General features: G+C 49.9%; 19 protein-coding genes. 9 read left to right on the top strand and 10 right to left on the bottom strand.

Translation table 11 applies throughout. From position 1 onward, the window contains the following. Positions 1-64: 64 nt before the first annotated feature. Together HZB62_03570 and HZB62_03565 are read left to right on the top strand one after the other, a co-directional pair. Positions 65-1,891, top strand: coding sequence for a S8 family serine peptidase (locus HZB62_03570; GenBank protein MBI5074243.1), 1,827 nt, complete (start codon positions 65-67; stop codon positions 1,889-1,891). A gap of 67 nt (positions 1,892-1,958) precedes the next feature. Further along, positions 1,959-2,468 carry a CPBP family intramembrane metalloprotease gene (locus HZB62_03565; GenBank protein ID MBI5074242.1) on the top strand — a complete coding sequence of 170 codons (510 nt, stop codon included), beginning with the start codon at positions 1,959-1,961 and terminating at the stop codon, positions 2,466-2,468. 10 nt (positions 2,469-2,478) lie between these two features. On the opposite strand, the gene HZB62_03560 is transcribed toward HZB62_03565, so the two are convergent. After that, complete coding sequence (locus tag HZB62_03560; GenBank protein MBI5074241.1) at positions 2,479-3,642, bottom strand: hypothetical protein; 1,164 nt, start codon at positions 3,640-3,642, stop codon at positions 2,479-2,481. A 142-nt stretch (positions 3,643-3,784) separates the two neighbouring features. On the opposite strand from HZB62_03560, the gene HZB62_03555 reads away from it, so the two are divergent. From HZB62_03555 to HZB62_03530, 6 genes are all read left to right on the top strand, one after another. Continuing rightward, positions 3,785-5,236 carry a leucyl aminopeptidase gene (locus tag HZB62_03555; protein ID MBI5074240.1) on the top strand — a complete coding sequence of 484 codons (1,452 nt, stop codon included), beginning with the start codon at positions 3,785-3,787 and terminating at the stop codon, positions 5,234-5,236. Beyond that, on the top strand, positions 5,233-6,036 hold the full coding sequence (locus HZB62_03550) for a zinc dependent phospholipase C family protein (protein MBI5074239.1): 804 nt from the start codon (positions 5,233-5,235) through the stop codon (positions 6,034-6,036). The genes HZB62_03555 and HZB62_03550 overlap by 4 nt, the downstream gene beginning before the upstream one ends. Before the next feature lie 84 nt (positions 6,037-6,120). Continuing rightward, positions 6,121-6,393 carry a hypothetical protein gene (locus HZB62_03545; GenBank protein MBI5074238.1) on the top strand — a complete coding sequence of 91 codons (273 nt, stop codon included), beginning with the start codon at positions 6,121-6,123 and terminating at the stop codon, positions 6,391-6,393. A gap of 290 nt (positions 6,394-6,683) precedes the next feature. After that, positions 6,684-7,823: a hypothetical protein gene (locus HZB62_03540; GenBank protein ID MBI5074237.1), complete on the top strand. Its 1,140-nt coding sequence runs from the start codon at positions 6,684-6,686 to the stop codon at positions 7,821-7,823. A gap of 82 nt (positions 7,824-7,905) precedes the next feature. Next, entirely contained in the window at positions 7,906-9,102 is a 1,197-nt protein-coding gene (locus HZB62_03535) for an ABC transporter permease (protein ID MBI5074236.1), read from the top strand. Between the two features lie 3 nt (positions 9,103-9,105). Then, the gene (locus HZB62_03530) at positions 9,106-9,780 is read left to right on the top strand and encodes an ABC transporter ATP-binding protein (protein MBI5074235.1); all 675 of its coding nucleotides are present in this window, start codon (positions 9,106-9,108) and stop codon (positions 9,778-9,780) included. Between the two features lie 3 nt (positions 9,781-9,783). On the opposite strand, the gene HZB62_03525 is transcribed toward HZB62_03530, so the two are convergent. The 8 genes from HZB62_03525 to HZB62_03490 form a co-directional block, all read right to left on the bottom strand. Beyond that, positions 9,784-10,227 (bottom strand): DUF2318 domain-containing protein, encoded by a 444-nt coding sequence (locus HZB62_03525; GenBank protein ID MBI5074234.1) that lies wholly within the window; start codon positions 10,225-10,227, stop codon positions 9,784-9,786. Between the two features lie 4 nt (positions 10,228-10,231). After that, positions 10,232-10,705, bottom strand: coding sequence for a nitrous oxide reductase accessory protein NosL (locus tag HZB62_03520; GenBank protein MBI5074233.1), 474 nt, complete (start codon positions 10,703-10,705; stop codon positions 10,232-10,234). Positions 10,706-10,807: 102 nt separating this feature from the next. Continuing rightward, positions 10,808-11,479, bottom strand: coding sequence for an ABC transporter ATP-binding protein (locus HZB62_03515; GenBank protein ID MBI5074232.1), 672 nt, complete (start codon positions 11,477-11,479; stop codon positions 10,808-10,810). Further along, complete coding sequence (locus HZB62_03510) at positions 11,472-12,701, bottom strand: lipoprotein-releasing ABC transporter permease subunit (GenBank protein MBI5074231.1); 1,230 nt, start codon at positions 12,699-12,701, stop codon at positions 11,472-11,474. Before HZB62_03510 ends, HZB62_03515 begins: the two co-directional genes overlap by 8 nt. A gap of 9 nt (positions 12,702-12,710) precedes the next feature. Further along, positions 12,711-14,186, bottom strand: coding sequence for a lysine--tRNA ligase (gene lysS, locus HZB62_03505; protein ID MBI5074230.1), 1,476 nt, complete (start codon positions 14,184-14,186; stop codon positions 12,711-12,713). Between the two features lie 194 nt (positions 14,187-14,380). After that, entirely contained in the window at positions 14,381-16,192 is a 1,812-nt protein-coding gene (locus HZB62_03500; protein ID MBI5074229.1) for a type II/IV secretion system protein, read from the bottom strand. A 2-nt stretch (positions 16,193-16,194) separates the two neighbouring features. Next, positions 16,195-17,046, bottom strand: coding sequence for a clan AA aspartic protease (locus HZB62_03495; protein MBI5074228.1), 852 nt, complete (start codon positions 17,044-17,046; stop codon positions 16,195-16,197). Positions 17,047-17,198: 152 nt separating this feature from the next. Then, positions 17,199-17,804 (bottom strand): response regulator, encoded by a 606-nt coding sequence (locus tag HZB62_03490; GenBank protein MBI5074227.1) that lies wholly within the window; start codon positions 17,802-17,804, stop codon positions 17,199-17,201. Between the two features lie 156 nt (positions 17,805-17,960). On the opposite strand from HZB62_03490, the gene HZB62_03485 reads away from it, so the two are divergent. Continuing rightward, positions 17,961-19,340, top strand: a complete 1,380-nt coding sequence (locus tag HZB62_03485; GenBank protein ID MBI5074226.1) for an MBL fold metallo-hydrolase — start codon at positions 17,961-17,963, stop codon at positions 19,338-19,340. A 13-nt stretch (positions 19,341-19,353) separates the two neighbouring features. Here HZB62_03485 and HZB62_03480 read toward each other — a convergent pair whose 3' ends face one another. Continuing rightward, complete coding sequence (locus HZB62_03480; protein ID MBI5074225.1) at positions 19,354-19,833, bottom strand: metallophosphoesterase; 480 nt, start codon at positions 19,831-19,833, stop codon at positions 19,354-19,356. Position 19,834 lies beyond the last annotated feature (1 nt).

Below are 19,834 nucleotides of genomic sequence, written 5' to 3'. Positions count from 1 at the left end.
AGTATTTTTTGTTCTATAGTAAACCGGATTTTAGTTAAATTTATTTATGGAGGGAAAGTCAGTTATGAAGAAGCTTATCTATTTGTTGTTGGTTCTGTTTGTGGCTTCCTGCGGAAGTGAAAAGACTGCAAGCATTTCCACGGATACATCAAAAGAGGTGAGTAGCGCGAAAATTACGACTCAGTCGGTTATCTCAATTATGGAGAAAGGAAGATATAAGGAAGGGGAATTGCTGGTCAAGTTCAAGGCAGGCATCCTGTCTGCGTCCTCAGTGAGGACGCATCAGTCAGTTGGCGCAACATCGCTGAGGTCGTACAACCTTATTCCTAACCTTGAGCATGTGAAGCTTCCCAACGGTCTTTCTGTCAGGGATGCTGTCGTAAATTATATGTCCAACCCGGATGTCGAATATGCTGAACCGAATTACATAAAACGATCTGCCACGACTCTGCCGAGTGATTTTTATTTTGGCCAGCAGTGGGCATTAAGGAATACCGGTTCTTTTGCAAGCGGGACGTCAGGTGCAGATGCGAAGATCGCGGATGCCTGGGACATAAGCAGAACGACCGGTGCGGTGATTGCTGTCGTGGATACCGGCATAGATTATAATCATGTCGATCTCGTTGGTAATATATATACAAACCCTAACGAGTTTAATAATGCTGTTGATGACGACGGCAACGGAAAGATAGATGATTGGAGAGGATGGAATTTTGTCGGCAATAATAACGATCCCATGGATGACAATGGTCATGGCACGCATGTTTCCGGCATAATAGGAGCAACCGGCAATAACGGAATTGGTGTCAGCGGTGTGCTCTGGAATGTTAAGATTATGCCGCTGAAGATCCTCGATTCACGCGGCGAAGGAACTGTATCAGATTCAATAGCTGCCATTCAATATGCCGTATCAAAGGGAGTAAGAGTTATTAATGCGAGTTACGGCGGAAGCGATTATTCCTCTGCCGAGTATGATGCGATACGTGCTGCTAATTCTGCAGGAGCGCTTTTGATCGCTGCTGCCGGCAACGGCGGCAGTGATGGGTTGGGTGACAATAATGATCAAACCGCTGAATATCCCTCTGGTTATGCGCTTCCTAATATCATTTCAGTTGCTGCAACGGATCAGAATGACCGGAGGGCAACATTCAGTAATTTTGGACCGACTTCTGTTCATGTTGCTGCCCCTGGAGTGTATATCCTGAGCACGATTCCTCAGGGCACATCATTTGGCATGTGCACGGGTTCTCCGTATCCGGGCTATGATTTCTGTGAAGGCACGTCAATGGCAGCCCCTCAGGTATCGGGCATTACAGGACTGCTTTACAGTTACTACACGAACTTTACCCATGAGCAGATACGTGCAACTGTTCTGAGATATGTCGACGTGTTGCCGACACTTCAGGGATGGATAATGACGGGCGGGAGAGTCAATGCGTACCGGGCGATCTCATCGCTGCTCTCGCCAACTGGCCTTACCGCGATTTCAACATCCCCCACAACGATAACTCTTTCATGGTCAGATAGCGCAACCGGTGAGGACGGCTACAGGATTGAAAGATCTACAGCGGGAGGGCCCTTTGTTCAGATCGGTCCCATCGGACCGAACAGCACAGCCACGGCCACTTTTACTGATTCGGGTCTTCAGCCCATTACCACCTATGCCTATCGTGTAAGGGCATTTAATAACATTGGGGAGTCTCCGCTGATGTCTAATGAAGCCTCTACAACAACCCTGGCGGTTGAGCCTGTTGTTCCGGTCCAGACGAGTGGTGGTGGAGGGGGCTGTTCCATAGGCACGCGGCAGAACGCTGCCTCAGCCGCCGGTAATATCGCGGTTATGCTGATACCTCTCGTTGTTGTGGCTATTATGAGGCGAAAAAAGAAGTAACAAGCTGAAAAGTCAGCATATTGCCAACAGGAGAAAGGCATTATATACATACCTGATTCTTTTATTCATGGTCACTGTATATCATGCCTTTTCTTTTGGCATGTTTAAATACCTGATCCCTTTTTTTCTTGTAGTAACCCCCATTCTTCTGGCGGGCGGCATCAAAATGCAGTTCAACCTGCGCGATAGCATTCTCGGTGTTATAACATCGGCAATTATCCTGGTACCCTTCTGGCTTGTTATGATCATGATCAACAACCGTCCTCAACCGCCGACGCTTCAGGTCCTCATGTTTCAGCTCTTGGGCGTTTCATTGTCCGAGGAGGTCTATTTCAGAGGTTATCTCCAGGAGAGTCTCGGAAATACCATGAGGGGAGTCTTTTTAACGAGCGGCTTATTTGCCGTTATGCATCTGCCGCAACTGGTATTTTATGGTGACTGGTATTCCCTTATGACTTTTTTTCCGTCGCTGGTGATGGGATTTCTTTATCTGCAGACCTCTAATGTTCTGCCTTCTGTTATATTCCATTTTGCAGCAAATATTCTGTTTCTGGGGTTCTTTGCGTATCGGCCCTGATCAGCCTCTGCTACAGCCTTTTTCTGAAGAAGGCAAAGAAGTATTCTCTCATTTTTTCATGCAAGGGTCGCCTGCGCCAGCCCTCAGGTGTTATCTTTTCTGAGCGGGTGATGTCATCATAAAATATCTGCGCCATCTGTCGGCCGAAACTGCCGTCCATGATCCCAACATTTCCCTCATCATTTCGGCGCAATGACCGGAAATCGAGGTTCGCAGAGCCGATTATGGACCAGATCTCGTCAAAAACAGAGGTCTTTGCATGGAGGATCACGCCGTTATAGGTGTAGATCTCTATGCCTGCCTTCAGGAGTCTCGAGAAGAAGGCCCTCCCTGCAAAGTGAGCGGCTGATACATCGGAGATGCCGGGCAAAAGCAGCTTCACGTCAACTCCCCGTGAGACTGCGGCCTCAAGGATATGGACCATGCGTCTGCTCGGCGTGAAATAAGCGGTCGTAAGGTAAATGCTCTTCTGTGCGCTGTTGATGCTGTAATAAAGGACCTTGCGCATTCTTCTCCTGCCCTTCGCCGAGCTTGCGAAGATCGGCAGCACGGGCAGGCCCTGTTCCGGCATCACGACATCCTGGCGTGGCTGGATCGGGTCTCCCTTCCAGATCTCCCAGCTTTTTCTGAACTCATCCAGAAGTCTTTTGACAATCGGCCCTTTCAGAAATATTCCAGTGTCGCGCCATCCGCTTCTTTTTCTCAGCCTGTAGTAACCGCGATATTCATTGGCAATGTTAAGGCCGCCGGTAAAGGCTTTTGCGCTGTCGATGATGATCAGTTTTCTATGGTCTCTGTGTACATAGAGAAAAGGCGTGGTCCAGGCAAATGGCCGGGATGCCCGTATGTGAACGCCGGCCTGCCTCAGATCCTTCCAGAATGCCTCCGGCGTGCAGAGTGAGCCGAAATGATCGTAAATAAGGCAGACGGTTATCCCTTCTTTTGCCTTGAGCTTGAGGATATCTGCCAGCTCCCTGCCTGTTTCGTCGTTACGAAAGATATAGAACTGCAGGCATATGAGCTCTTTTGCTTCCCGGACGGCATCAAATATGCCCTGAAAGGACTCCCTGTCTTTCCAGACAAGGGTCACATTATTGCCCTCGGTAAAGGATGAACCAAAGATCTTCTGGATGCTTTTTATCGAGAAGGGAGAGGATGTTACACCATTTTTCATGATTGATGATTACTGAAAGATCATGAAGCTGTCAATCGCAAAATGAAAAAAATTTAATGATCTGTTTTGTGGATAATTACCTTTCGATTGGTTAGACTAAAAAGAGCAAATAATCGAGTGACAGGAGTGGGGTCATCCCTACATGCATATCGGAGTAAAGAACATAAAGGAAGCGGACTGTGCCTGTGACGTATTAATACTTCCTTTTGTTGAAGAGGGGGTGAATCCTTATTCCCGGCTCAAGCCTTCGATCAGCCGGTTGATCGATAACATTCGGAAAAGGGAGTTTAAGGCCGGCCTTAACGAAGTCCTGCTTGTGCCTACACCGGAAGATATCAAACCTGAAAGAATTCTTTTCGTAGGTATGGGCAAGAAGGATGCCCTGACGGCGGAAAGGGTCAGGCAGGCAGGAGGCAAAGCCCTTGCCTGTCTTCGCGATAAGGAGATGAAAACAGCAGCGCTCTCAACGATTCTTCTCGACCAGCTGAAACAGCCGGCGGTCTGCTTTGTCGAGGGAGCACTTCTCGGTCTTTATACGCATAAGAAGTATAAGAGCGACGATCATGCCCTGACGATATCTTCTCTCATCCTGATCTCAAAACCTTCGAAGGGCCTTTCCGTCAGCGTCCGGAAAGCAGAGGTGATCGCGTCTGCCGTTGCCTTTGCAAAAGACCTGGTCAACGCTCCTGCCAATGACATGACACCGGCTGATCTCGCGGATGCAGCCTGTTCCCTGAAGCGGAAGGATCTTTCGGTCAAAGTTCTCGAAAAAAAGGATATGCAAAAGATCGGTATGGGAGCATTTTTGGCAGTGTCGTATGGATCAAGAGAGCAGCCGAAATTCATAGTGGCAGAATACCGTGGAAGCAGAAAGCCTCCTGTCGTGTTGATCGGCAAGTCGGTCACCTTTGACAGCGGAGGTCTTTCCCTCAAGCCTTCCGATGGCATGGAAAAGATGAAATACGATATGGCGGGCGGTGCTGCAGTCCTCGGTGTTGTCAAGGCTGCTGCAGAACTGAAGCTGCCTGTGCATCTCATATGTCTGCTTCCGGCCACAGAGAATCTGCCGGGTGGTTCTGCCATAAAGCCCGGCGATGTTGTCCGGTCAATCAGCGGAAAGACCATTGAGATCGCAAACACTGACGCAGAGGGCAGACTTGCAGTTGCTGATGCTATCGAGTATGCAAAGCGTTTCAAACCCAGGGCGATCATTGATATCGCTACCCTTACCGGTGCCTGTGCCGTGGCTTTTGGCGGTGAGGTAGCGGCAATGATGGGCAATGACAGAAAGTTTCTTGATGAGTTCCGGAAGGCCGGAGAGGAAACCTATGAGCGGGTATGGGAACTTCCTCTTTTTGAAGAGTACAAGGAATATCTCAAAAGCGATATCGCTGATATCAGAAACATCGGCAACCGGATCGGTTCACTTATGGCGTCCGCATATTTTCTTTATGAATTTGCAGGTCAGTCCCCCTGGGTGCATATTGATATCGCCGGGACTGCGTGGGTAGATAAGGACCGTCCCTATATTCCGAAAGGTGCAACAGGCATCGGGGTGCGGCTTATCCTGAATCTTATCGAGAGGGTGCAATGAAACTATCGAAACTTGTCTGGATCATAGCGTTTCTTCTTGTCCCGACCTTTGCGTCTGCATGGGGGCCTTTGACACACATGTATCTCGGCAATGAGCTTTTTTCTTTCGGTGCTCTTCTTCCCGCAGGCATTCTTGAACTCATGAGGAGATACCGAAAGGACTTTCTCTACGGAAACATCATGGCAGATATCATTATCGGCAAGAAGTATCTTCCTGACAGCAAGAGTTCACACAGCTGGGAAGTCGGTTTTGATCTGCTCAGGGCTGCCAAGACATCGCAGCAGAAGGCTTTTGTCTATGGGTACCTCTGCCATCTCGCATCTGATTCTGTTGCCCACAATTCATACACCGTACACAAGAAGAACCTGGGCCATACGCTCCTAGAAATGAAGGCGGACAGCATCATTGATAAGAAATACTGGTTCCAGGCCATGCTGATCGACAGAAAAACCCAGGTGCGCAACGACCTCTTCCTTGAGAACTCGCTTGAGCGTTTCCTCTTTTCCTTCAAAACGAATAAGAGGATCTTCAAGGGCATGGTCTTCTTTTCCTTTATGAATCAGCAGAAGATCGGCGATTTCATTGACCGGAGGCTGGTCACGTCCATGCCTGACCGTGACGCGATCGAGCTGCTGCATCAGGAGTCCCTCGACAAGATGATCGACCTGCTTCAGAATTTTGAGGGGTCTGACGTTCTCTCGACAAAGCCTGGCGGTGCGGTGCAGAAGGGTAAGTTTGCAAAGGCCTTTGTTCAGTTCCAGACAGAGAAGGGCAGTCGTCGTCCTTTTTACCGCCAATAGAGCATTAATGGTACCGGGGGTGCAATCCCTTCGGTCATAGAGCGGCCGGGTAATGATCAGGATTCAGCTCTGAGGATCTTTAATATGGCCAAAAAAATAGCGGTGATCGTGAGAGACAGGCATGCTGAGGCCCTGCGCATGGCGATAGGCCTTTCACTCGAAGACGACGAAGTGCATATCTATATCCTGGACTGCAGGTTCGACGATCATAACCAGGGGATCAATGCAAATCTTGCCATGCTGAACGAACTTGAAACGCGCATTATTTCGAACTGCCCTGACAATTCCTTTGAACGCATGCATAATGAAGCGATCGCCCGCGAGCTTGTTCATTACGATACGGTTATTCCCTATTAAGAGCATTCTACCCGCAGTGCGTTCTGCAGTGTTTTTCACAATTAATCATGATCATGAGAAATCGTTTATTTTTTATGATAAATCAATGACATAGATCTTCTAAAGTTAGAAATTCAAGTTGATAACTGCCTGAATGGGATGCTAAGGTATGGTTAGCACAAGAGTATCGAAATCTCTAATATGTCGTGACGAAAGGTGGTGGTCCTGGAAACGAACAATGAGGGATTGGTGCAGTGCAGGCATCGCATGTGCTGTGCAGGTGTATAAACCAAATATAACGGGGAGAAACTATGAAGAAAGTATTGTTTGTAGCTCTGATGTTGACGTTGGTGATCGGCGGGTATCTTACCTTTACTGCGGTTGATACGAAAGTATCTATAGCTACAGCAGCGAAGAAGACCTATTCGGCAACGGTTTTTGTTGCCGGTATGGGCGGGCATTTTGCAAAGGCTGATGTGACCGTTGATCCGAACAATGCGGACGATCCGATCAAGGTGGCTAATGTTGACCGCGTTGTGATTGGCGACAAGAATTCGCATCCGTCCCATGATGCAAGGATTGATGACCAGGACGCCACGAGAATGTTCTGGTCGACCTATGTGCTTGATGCCAACAAGAAGCAGCATGTAGGCGTCACAGACCTCAAGACAGGTAAAGTGGTCAAGGATGTTGCCATGGATCCAGAAAAGAGATCTCCCGGCGAAAAGCCTCCTGTATATTGCGCATCAGGCCAGTCCAAGGCTAATTACCTGCCGGTATTTATGGGCAATGAAGGCTATATTGATGTTTTTGACAAAAAGACCATGGATCACAAGAAGAGGGTCTTTATCAGCGACCTCGACCCGAAGTATAAGTCAGGTGCGTATGTCTTTCTTCATGGCACGAACTCGAACGACCATAAGAAATTCCTCATATCCGTAACCATGAAGGGCGATGACGGCAAGGCAAACGGCGCGATCGATTTCGTTCTTGTTGACCTTGCTGCGATGGAGAAGGGCGAGTGGAAGGTCCTTGCAAAGGCAACCCACAAGGGCGAGCCGGGCAAGACCATCACCTTCAGGCAGTACTTCAGCAAGGACGACAAGCTCATCTTCCAGTCCGCTGCTGACAGGTTCTGGCTTCTTGACGGCAACGACCTGAAGATGGTCGATGAGAAGATGTCCACTGCAGGACAGAACCATGATGCTATCCCGACACCTGACGGCAAGTATGCTATCCTGACGCTCAGGACCTCTACAGAGGGCTGCGATGTTGATGGCAAGCCGATTGCAGGCAAGACGATCACGGACGGAACCATTCAGCTTTATGACGTTGATGCAAAGAAGATCGTTGGTAAGGCAGCTTCCACCTGTCAGGCCTGCCATAAGGGCATGGGCCTTGGTGACAAGAGCGCTGTGCTCTGCGGCATTGACGCAAACTTTAAGAAATAGATCATAGTATCCCACCCTTAAACTTGCTATGCGGCCGAAGCCGCATAGCAAGTTTATCTTTAATTCGATATAATAAATGACTATGCTGACCGAATTTACGATCACTTCGTTCGCGCTGCGGAACCTTAAGAGAAAACCGCTTCGCACGGCTATACTTATAGCTGCCATTGCAATCCTCGTCTCTGCCCTGGTCTTTGCGCTGTCCTTTGTCAGCAGGGTATCATCGAGCATCAGACTTGCCTCAGAGCGGCTCGGCGCTGATATCCTTGTCGTCCCTGCAGGTTCCCGGGGAGCTGCCGAGGATGTGCTCCTAGAGAACAAGGCAAAGTCCTTTTATATGAGCCGCGATGTACTTGGCAAGCTGAAGACGATCAAAGGCATTGATCAGATGACCTATCAGACGTACCTCACGACCATGCAGGGGAAGTGCTGCGATGTGCCTGAAACGGTTGTTGTCGCCTTTAATCAGGATACTGATTTTGTGGTTAAACCGTGGCTGAGCGAAAAGTTCGGCAGAAAGCTGCAGAAGGGCGAGGCCCTTGTCGGCAACGAGTCTGCCTTCAATATCAGAGTAGGGCTTGTTGATGTTGACAAGGTCCTTTTCGGCAACATCTTCAAGATGGTCGGTGTTCTCGACAAGACAGGCACCGGACTTGATACGGCCCTCTTTATCAATGACGATAATCTCGAGGACATCATGATCAAGGGCCAGACGGATCTGAAGCCTGGCCAGGTCTCGATCGTGTTCCTTAAAGTGAAAAAAGGGATGGATCCCTATAAGGTGGCCGGTGAAATTGAGGACGCCTTTGTTGACCTTGATACCATGGCGCGGAAAGATATCGGCAAGAGCATTATTACGACGCTGCGGGATATTAATCAGATATTTATCTTCACCATGATCCTTATTTCCCTGTTGTCGGGCTTCCTTACCTGGGCGATCTTCTCTGCCATTGCCAATGAACGTGCGCGCGAGGTTGGCATTATGCGGGCTGTCGGCGCACGGGAGGCACATATCGTCATGGTATTCCTTACGGAAGTTATCATCGTCGGCAGTATCGGCAGCATTATTGGAATCATCGGAGGGACCGTGCTGTCGATAGTGCTTGCAAAAAACTTTGCGATCATGAAGAGCCTGCCCATGCATCTTACGATAATGAATCGTCTGCTTATCGCGTGCGTCGGGTTCCTCATTGGAAACGCTATATGCATTGCCGGCGCCCTTTCCCCGATACAGAAGATCAAGAAAATGGAACCGCTCATGGCGATCAAGAAGGAATAGCTCATGGCCCAGATCGAAGTTTCAGGACTCTCAAAGATCTTTTCAGTGGGTGAACAGGATATTGCTGCGGTTAATGATGTTTCCCTCAGCATCGAAAGGGGAGAATTCGTTTCGATCGTCGGCCATTCAGGATCGGGAAAGACAACGCTCATATCGATCATCGGCGGTATCATGAAGCCGACCTCTGGAAAGGTGCTCTTTGACGGCCGGGATATCTGCAGTCTCGATGATGAAAACCTCTCTGCATACCGGAATGAGAATATCGGGTTCATGTTCCAGTTCGCGAGCCTTCTCCCCATGCTCACTTCGACTGAAAATGTCCTTCTCCCCGGGCTCTTCAGCAGAAGGAAGGATTTGAATGCCGTTAAGAAGGCAGAGGAGTATCTCGGTCTTGTCGGCATTGGAGACAAGGCATCTGCGTATCCGTCGCAGCTCTCAGGCGGTCAGCAGCGCCGTGTTGCCATTGCCCGGGCACTGATGTATGACCCGCCGGTTATTCTTGCTGATGAGCCTACAGGAGATCTGGATGAAGAGACAGAGGCCGATATCATGGAGCTCTTCAGAAAACTGAATAGGGAAAAGAAGATGACCTTTATTTTTATTACGCATAATCTTGAGCTTGCGGGTATGGCTTCACGGCAACTTCGGATGACCCGCGGTATTCTTGCCGGAGCTTGAGCGTCAGAATAGTTTTGCCCCTTTCTCTATCACCGCAGTATCAATGACCAGGTTATTACCCTCGATAGAACTCTTTAGATAGATAGGATTGCACCCGTCTTTTTCCTCCCATTTCTCCTCAGCAACGCCGAACTTCATGCTGCATTCGTTACAGATGAGATCAGGACCCTCCTGACGGTACCCCTTCTTTTTTTTGTAACAGGTGAAGCAGGCATCATAGTATGAAGAAACAGTCCCTTTTCCATCTGTCCTGACAAAGAAGTTTACCTGCTTTCCGGATTTACTGTATGTGTAAAAATGCACCTTTCCGTCACTGACATCGCTGAGGGAAATGACGACCCTGCTGTCCCTGACCAGGGCATTCTGATAGCGTGCAGGCGATTTGCTGCAGCTGACAAACAGAAGCAGAAAAGATATGAACATGACGGAGATCGAGGTCTGCTTCATGCCGTCAGTGCAGAAGCGCGTTTGTGACTTCCGGGAATTTTAGTATGCGCGTACCTTTGTGATCTCTCATGAACTCGCGTGCATCCGCCTCTGAGAAGAGGGGAATAAGCTCATCTCCCATCGGGCCGTACACATCACTGCCGATCACAAAGAACAGCTTTCTGGCATCAATAAGCTTTGTAGAATAATACTCGGTGACAAAGATCCCCGTGATGTCTGCTGTTTTTTTTGCCGGAGCATATTTCTGCAGATTCAGATAATACTTGAACATATCCTTTGGTCCGTCAAAGACAGCATAGGTCCCATCTCTGAAAACGACCTCTGCAAGCCAATGCGTGTACTTTGCCACGAACATGCCGCAGACCGGGCATTTATCATCTTTTTTTGTACTTACCGGTTTTACCTCTGAGGCAAAGGACAAGGCCGTGCCGATGCCCATGATTACCAGCGTAAAAAAAAGTGATCTAATCTTTGTCATCGTCATGCTCCAAAAAAATATTGTTGCCCAAATCTCCGCTAACGTTTTTTTAGGGGGGGCTTACCTTTAGTTAAGCAGAATGGGATAAATGAGTCAATGAGATCAGACGAACATGCCGTCTGCCATCGGGAGGATCCTGTGGCAGCGGTCAGCGAGGCTCATGTTGTGGGTGACAATAACGAAAGTAATGTTCTTTTTTTTGTTCAGATCGAGGAAAAGCTCAAAAAGGCTGTTGCCTGTCGCTGTGTCGAGATTGCCGGTAGGTTCGTCGGCAAGCACAAGGCCGGAGTCCTGCATGAGTGCTCGCGCAACAGCAACACGCTGCTGCTCTCCGCCTGACAGCTCTCCCGGGCGGTGATGCAGTCTTCGGGAAAGACCGAGATCACCCAGCAGGTCTGATGCTTTTTTCCGGACATCGGCATAGGGCCTCTTGCTGATAAGGCCCGGCAGCATGGTGTTCTCTATCGCGCTGAATTCGGGCAGCAGGTGGTGAAACTGGAAGACAAAACCGATGCTCCTGTTCCTGAACAGTGCAAGCGACGATTCGTCCATCGAAAAGACATCTGTTCCACTGAAGAGGATCTTGCCGGCAGTGGGCCTGTCGAGAGCGCCGAGAATGTGCATGAGCGTGCTTTTGCCGGCCCCTGACGCGCCGGTAATGCTGACCATCTCCCCGGTCTGGATGGAAAGGTTGATATTTTTCAGGACCTGGAGCTCCCCTGCCTCTGTCCTGAAAGACTTCTGGATGTCAACTGCGGCTATGAGCTCACTCATAGCGCAGGGGCTCCACAGGGTTCAGCTTTGCAGCCTGCCATGCAGGATAGAGCGTAGCGACAAAACTGATGATGATGGCAGAGAGCGAGACCGTAACAAAGTCAAAGAGGCTCATCTTTACCGGCAGGTGGCTGAGATAATAGACGTCAGCCGGCAGTTTGATTATCTGGTATTTGTTCAGGATGATGCCGAGCAGATATCCGCCGGTGATGCCGGTCACTGTGCCGATAAGACCGATGAAGAGACCCTGGAGCATAAAAATGGTCATGATACTCTTATTCGTTGCACCGATGGCCTTCAGGATCGCAATTTCCCGGCTTTTTTCTATGACGTTCATGATCAGATTGCTGATGATGTTGAAGGAGGCAACGAGGATGATCAGAACGAGGATCACGAACATTGCAAATTTCTCGAGCTTCAGCGCAGAAAAAAGATTTTTGTTCATCTGCATCCAGTCGAGCACGAGATACTGCATGCCGAGACTCTGCTGGAGCTGTTTTTTAACCTCCGATGCCCGGTAAATGTCTTTCAGTTTGAGTTCGATCCCTGAAATGCTATCTTCGAATCCGAAGAATTCCTGGGCAGGTTTCATGGCAGTGAGCACCAGATTTGCGTCATATTCGAACATGCCGATCTCGAATATGGCCACGACCCGAAACTGTTTCACCTTGGGCAGCATGCCCATCGGCCCTATCTCACCCATCGGCGAGACTACATTGATCTTGTCATGAAGCAGGACCCCAAGGTTCGAGGCAAGGTCCTTGCCGATGATGATGCCGGGAATTTCCGTATCCTCAGTAAGTTTCCTGAAATCGCCGTCCTTGATGTGTGAAAGGACCTCTGTCGTCTTTGCCTCCACCTCAGGCTCAATGCCGCGTATATAGACTCCGTGAGCCCTGTTGTTGAAAGAGACCATGACCTGCCCGATCACAAAGGGCGCATAGGAAATAATCTCCTTGTTGGAGGTGAGTTTTTCCGTTATCGGGGACGCGTCAGCTATTGCACCTTTGTAATCTCTGACGATGATATGGGCATTTGCTCCGAGTATCTTCTTCTGCAGGTCCTCATGGAACCCCGACATGACGGAAAGAACGACGAGGAGCGCCATGACGCCGACAGCAACGCCGCCGATCGATATTGCCGTATTTACCGATACCCCTTTGTGCTTTTTCTTTGATTTGAGATATCTGAAGGCGATGAATATCTGATAGGGCAGCTTCATCTGCAGGACTTATTGTTCTGGCTTGAGCTGCGGGAAGAGGATCACATCGCGGATCGATTGTGAGTTTGTAAGGAGCATGACCAGTCTGTCAATGCCTATGCCTTCACCCGCAGCAGGCGGCATGCCGTATTCAAGCGCCCTGATAAAGTCCTCATCCATCTCATGAGCCTCATCGTCGCCTGCCTGTTTTGCAGCGACCTGTGTCTCGAAACGATCCCTCTGGTCAAAGGGATCATTCAGTTCAGAAAAGGCATTGGCGATCTCCCGGCCGCAGATGAAAAGCTCGAACCGTTCAACAAGCCCTGGGTTCTCCGGTTTTCTTTTCGCCAGGGGAGAGAGCTCCACAGGATGATCAATGATGAACGTCGGCTGGACCAGCCCTGGCTCGACTTTTTCCTTGAAGATTTCATCGAGGATCTTGCCCATGGACGAGCCGTTGGGGATATCGATCTTCTCTGCCCTGCCCCATTGCATGGCCTTCTCCTGATCATTGAAAACCTCAGGGGGAACCCCTGCTTTTTCAAGTGCCTCAAGCATCGGTAAACGGGGCCAGGGCGGGGTGAGGTCTATCATTGCATCGCCATACGGCATCTGGAGCGTGCCGATGGCTTTCATGGCAACCTCTGCAAAGAGCTCCTCGGTCAGGGACATAAGATAATGATAATCCTTGTACGCAATGTAGAACTCCAGCATTGAGAACTCGGGGTTGTGGCGTGTTGAGATGCCTTCGTTCCTGAAGTTCTTATTCAGTTCGTACACGCGCTCATAGCCGCCGACCAGAAGTCTCTTCAGATAGAGCTCAGGAGCTATTCTGAGATAAAGGTCAATGTCCAGAGCATTATGATGGGTCTTGAAGGGGCGGGCTGTTGCTCCGCCCGGTATCTGGTGCATCATCGGGGTCTCTACTTCAATGAAACCCTTTGCTTCGAGAAAATCCCTGACGCCTTTGATGATCCTCCCACGCTTTGCAAAATTCTCCCGCACTTCCGGATTTACGATAAGATCGATGTACCGCTGCCGGTAGCGTATCTCAATATCCTTTAGGCCATGCCATTTTTCGGGGAGGGGCCTGATCGACTTGGTGAGCAGAGTGACCGACTCGACCTCAACGGTCAGTTCATCGGTCTTTGTCCTGAAGAGAGAACCTCGTATCCCGATAATGTCACCGAGATCAAGTTTTTTGAGCAGGTTATAATCTTCGCCGAGCTGGTCTTTCTTGAAATAGATCTGGATCCTGCCTGTTGCATCCTGAATATGTGCAAAGGCGGCCTTGCCAAAGTCCCTCATGGCAACGATCCTGCCTGCCAACGAACAGGATATTTTTTCCGCCTCCAGGCTTTCCTTTGGGGTAGCACCGTATGCCGCCGTCAGTTCTGCCGCATGGTCATCAGCTTCGTAAGTCCCGCCGTAGGGCTTGATGCCAAGCTCTTTCAGCTCTCCAACCTTCTTGATTCGCTGTTCTATAAGTTCATTAGTGTCTTCCACGATAACCTCTTTCGAAAATGTTATGGATTATAATGATTTGTGCTGATCAACGTCAAGAAAGGCTGTCATGCAGATGGCGGCTCAGAGGGTATGGGCACATAGGATGTCATGGCAATTTGAACGGAGAATAACGTAATGCGGTGAGACGATGGGAAATCAGTCCAAAACAAAGATCTATGCAGAGTCTCCCTGAGTCAGGCTGTCTCTCCCGGTGACGAAATACCGGTTACGCGAACGACTTCATCTACGGTTGTAATTCCTTTCAGCAATATCCTGATCGCATTTTCTCTCAGGGTGGTGAACCCTTCGCTCTGCGCAATCTTTTTTAATTTTGTCGGTGTCGTACGCTCTTCAATGGTAGCCCTGACCTTATCAGTAATCTCCATGATCTCAAAGACAGCGGTCCTTCCCAAATAGCCCGTACCCCTGCACTGAGGGCATCCGGCGCCGATCGACACCTTGATGGTCTTTGCCTTTTCGCGGGCCATGCCGAGCAAGGTGCATTCGTCCTCTGAAAGGTGATACCATTCGGCACAGTGGGGACAGACCTTTCTGACCAGGCGCTGTGCTATGACGCCGATAAGCGTGGTGTTGATCAGGAAAGACGGGACGCCGATATCAAGGAGCCTTGTAATACTGCTCGGCGCATCGTTGGTATGGAGTGTTGACATGACCAGATGGCCGGTGAGCGCTGCCTGGATAGCGTTTTCAGCTGCTTCCATGTCCCGGATCTCTCCGACCATGATAATGTCGGGGTCCTGCCTGAGAAGCGTCCTGAGGCTGCTCGCAAAGGTTATACCGATCTGCGGCTGGACCGACGTCTGGTTGAAATCCTCATAGATCATCTCAACAGGGTCCTCTATGGTCGTAATATTCACGTCCGGCGTTGACAGCACTCTCAGCGCAGAATAGAGCGTTGTTGTCTTGCCGCTTCCTGTCGGTCCGGTCACCAGGATCAGGCCGTACGGGGCTGCAATAAAGGATTTGAAGAGAGCTATTTCGCGCTCAAGGAATCCGAGGCTCTCGATGTTCTGCATAAGAATGGCAGGGTCAAAGATCCTGATGACCACCTTTTCCCCGAACGAGACAGGGAGCGTAGAGACCCGGAGTTCGACCTCTTTACCGTCCTGCGACGTCTTTATCCTGCCGTCCTGGGGTCTCCGTTTCTCAGCGATATCCATGCGTGCAAGGGTCTTGATGCGCGAGACAAAAGCAGAATGAACCGGTTTTGGCATCCGGTGGATCGCATGAAGCATGCCGTCTATCCTGAAGCGAATGACGCTGTATTCCCGCTTTGGTTCTATATGTATGTCAGATGCGCGCTGTGCATAGGCATAATGCAGAAGATACTCGACCGCATTGATGATATGCTGGTCAGTGGCCCCCATCTCGGAGATCGACTTCAGCTTTACATACTGTTCGAGGTTGCCGATATCAGCCCCTGATGAAAGCTCGTTCTGAGCAGCCGATATGGAATACTTGAAGCCGTAAAATTCAGTGATGATCTTCATGATATCTGACTTGGGGGCCACCATAATTTCTATATCAAAGCCCTTCAACTGCCTGATACCGTCAACGCCCTCCCGGTCAAAGGGGTTCGAGGTGGCAAGGGTAAGGTTAGTGCCGGAAAGGTTTAAGGTAACGATCTGGTGTTTGAGGGCATAGGGTTTGGAGATGATCTTTGTGACCGTGTCCGAGTCGAGCTTCAAGGGGTCTATCTTCAGATAGGGAAGATTGAGGTTCTTTGCTATGGCTTTCATGATCAGCTCTTCTGTCAGGAGTGAAGAGCTGTCGTCCGGCAGCTTCAGCTGCAGGGAATCAATGATATCGATGAGCGAAATCTCCTGCTGCATGAGCCGGAGCGGCTTCCGCGTTACGCCTTTGGCCTTGATAAGGCGTGTTCGGAAGTGCTCTTCCTTTGACCATATCTCTTCGGCCTGCTTCTTGGCGATCAGATTCTGCGCCAGAAGGATCTTCAGAATTCTTTTTTTTGTCGTTTCGTCCATGATCAGTAATGCCGCCAGTGCATAGGGACCGAGTTGGTGACCGCATAGCTGTTCAGTCTGGTAAACAGCCTGTCAGCCTCCCGGTATTGCTTGTCTGCAAATTGCTTCACTCTATCAAAATAGTCCCGGTCCATTTTTTGTGCATTCAGGGAAGCTATGAACTGTTTCCACTCAGCCCGCATTGAGGCAAAATTCCTGAAGTTGCTCCTCCACCACATCTCATCATGACCGCCCGGCATATGATCTCTGTCCGGGAGCTCTTCGAAAACAACCACGCGCCGTGCGGTGTCGATCCTGATCGCATAGTTCGCCATGAAGTCCATGCCGATAAGGCCGTCGAAGGCGTCAGAGAGAGAAGCAACGATGGACGTGGGGATGAATCTGTCCTCAGCCCTGCCGACCTGCACGCTGTCAACGATGGTCAGTATGGACGGTGCATTACCGCCTATGCCTGCTGAATAGGTCAGGAGCTTGCCGTCATCTTTTTCAAAAAGACCGAGTCTGTTGGCAAGCCGGTCGAATATGATCATGCCGGGAGAGCCGGTATCCAGGGCCATCCTTGCAGTGACTGAGCCGTTTAACTGGACCGGAATAATCACCCTCCGCGAACTGCCTTCAAAGGCAGTATAGGGGACCTCGATCTTCCGCAAGGTCTGCTGCTCTTCCTTTTTATTGCCATGGTCCCGGTTGACTACTGCAGGAACAGGCTGCTCCGCCGGCTGTGTCATGCTCTCAGAAGGTTTGCGGTACCGATCCAGGTCCTGATCGGAAAAGACCGGAGCTGATCCGGCAGAGGCCAAGACTGGTATCAGACAAAGGTATATGAAAACAGGAAAAAGCAGTCTCTTTTTCATTTGGTTATTATGCTGAGTATGTCAGCTATTATCAAGACTGCTGAAATATTAACGTCTGTCTGTTGGTTCTTCGCGGATGCTTCGAAGACAGATTTTGCTGTTGCAGAGGAGATTATTGTCATTGTCAGGATAAAAAGGAATGAGGGAGGCGGTTACTTCTTCTGTTTGTACTTCTCCATAAGGTAGCCGATAAGGGATTCTACTCTTGATACCAGCTTGTCCGGGTCCGGGTCAGAGCCCTTGTTCACGTAGTTTGCGGGCTCAAGATTTTCCATCTGTCGCCTCAGGTTTTCGTCAGCTTTTTCAGCTGAGAAGAACATGATCGGCGTCTTCTTTGTATCGTTTTGTGATTCAAGAGAGCGCATGAGACGGGCTGCGGTGAGGCCGTCCATGACCGGCATGTTGAGATCAATGATCGCGATGTCGATCGTCTTCTTCTCGTTTAGAAGCTTGGAATAGGCTGAAATGAGTTCAAGGCCGTTCTGAAAAGCCAGGACCTGGGAAGAGAACTTCCGGGCAATAAGCAGGTCTTCGATGATCTTGCGGGTGTAATGGGAATCGTCTGTTACCAGTGCATAGCTTTCCGCGGGCGCAGGCTGTTTCTGCGCCGGTTCCTGTTTCTTTGCCTCCCAGAGGTTCTGAATATCAAGGGTAAACCCGCAATAAGCGCATGTCACCTCAAGCCGTTCATTCCTTTTAAAGGTATTGAACGGGACCTGGTCCCCGCAGCATAAACAATATTTTGTGTCGTCCCCCATCTTAAGTCTTCATTATAAGGAAGCACGATGCTGATTGCAAGCAGGGATTCCCGTCGAAATTCTGCTAAAATAACGGCGGATGGATGATTGCAGAAATCTAATAAGGCTTATAAATATGCTCAAACGACGGACAGCAGCAATGGATAAGGTGATCTCTTGAAACTTACGTTTTTGGGCGGGGTTCGGACCGTAACAGGCTCGTGCTATCTTCTGCAGGGAGTGAATATCCAGGTACTGGTCGAGTGCGGCATGTATCAGGGGCATGATGCGGATGCGGTGAACAGGCGTCAGTTCTCCTTTGATCCTTCTGAGATCGATTGTCTTTTCCTGACCCATTCCCATCTTGATCATATAGGCCTTGTGCCGAGGCTCGTGAAGGAGGGGTTCAGGGGAAAGATCCTCGCCACGTCTGCAACGGCAGATATTGCTGAACTCATACTCCGCGACTCGGCGCATATCCAGGAGTCTGACACCGAGTGGCACAATCGGAAGGCCATGAGGACAGGGCTTCAGCTTAAGGAGCCGCTCTATCTGTCCCCGGATGTCGAGAGGGTGCTGCCGCTCATTCAGCGAAAACAGTACAACAGGATAGAACAGCTCTGCGAAGGGGTTCGTTACCGTTTTGTGAATGCCGGCCATATCCTCGGCTCCTCGACCCTTGAACTCTGGTATACCGAGGGAGGCAAGGAAAAGAAGATCTCCTTTTCCGGGGATATCGGCAAGAAGGACAATCCTATTGTGAATGATCCGGTCTTTGTCGAGGAGACCGACTACCTTACGATCGAATCCACCTATGGCAGCCGCAATCATAAGAGCATGGAGGCTTCGATCGATGAACTGGTGAATGTGATCAGAACCACGTTCAGGAGGGGAGGGAATGTTATTATCCCGTCCTTTGCGCTCGGCAGGACGCAGGATCTGCTCTTCATGCTGAATAAACTCGTCAAACAGGACAGGCTTTTCAGGATCAATGTGTATATCGACAGCCCGCTAGGTGAACGTATCACAAAGGTCTATGCAGCTCATCCCGAGTATTTTGATGAAGAGGCAAAAGAATTTTTCACGCTTGAAAGCAGGGATGCCCTCAGGCTTTATTTTACGAAAAAACAGGAAGATTCCATGGCCCTGAACAAGATCAAAAAAGAGGCGATCATCATATCGAGCTCCGGCATGTGCGAAGGCGGCAGGGTGAGGCATCACCTGAAACATAACCTCTGGCGGCGAGAGAGCAGTATTGTCTTTGTCGGATACCAGGCAGAAGGAACTCTTGGCCGTCAGATCGTGGACGGTGCAAAGGTTGTCGAACTGCTTGGTGAAAATATCGTTGTCCGGGCAGGTATCCACACGCTTGGAGGGTTCTCGGCGCATGCAGACCAGCGCGAACTCCTTGACTGGATATCGCAGTTCAGGAACAGACCTGAGATCTTTATTGTCCATGGCGAGGAGCAGTCATCGCTTGCATTGCAGGAAGCCATAACGGCGAGGTTCTCCTATTTAACGCATCTGCCAAAACCGGGAGAGGCCTTCGAGATCTGAGAAATTGAGTCAGTTAGAGCTCGATCAGTTCAGCGGTGAGCAAAGAAAGGTCTGCAATTGCCAGGGTCGATCTGCCATAGAGCCAGCCGCTTAATTCCCCCGGATTTACGATGAGGGTCTTGCCCTGTTTTCGAATGTCAGGGACATGGGTGTGACCGTACACAATAAGGTCAAAATGGCCGCTCTCTGCAAGCGCATCCACAACATGATGTTCATGCATGATCACGATCTTCTTTCCGGCCAGATCAAGAATATAGGGTTGTGTGAATATGCGGCTGTTCGAGAGTTTTTGGAGCAGCACCCGTTCCCCGTCATTGTTGCCATAAATGCCGGTAAAGCCGCATGTAAGATGCTTTAATGCCCTGAATGTGAACGGAGAACAGAAATCTCCGCCATGGATCACGTGCTCCACGTTCCTTTCGGTAAGGATCCCGACGGCCCTGCGGATGGCCGGCATATTATCGTGGGTATCTGAAACGATTCCGATGAGCATG

It is taken from the genome of Nitrospirota bacterium (genome assembly GCA_016214855.1).
Classification (GTDB): domain Bacteria; phylum Nitrospirota; class Thermodesulfovibrionia; order Thermodesulfovibrionales; family UBA6898; genus UBA6898.
Note: the sequence above shows the minus strand (reverse complement) of the source record. Positions and strands in the feature narration are given on the sequence as shown.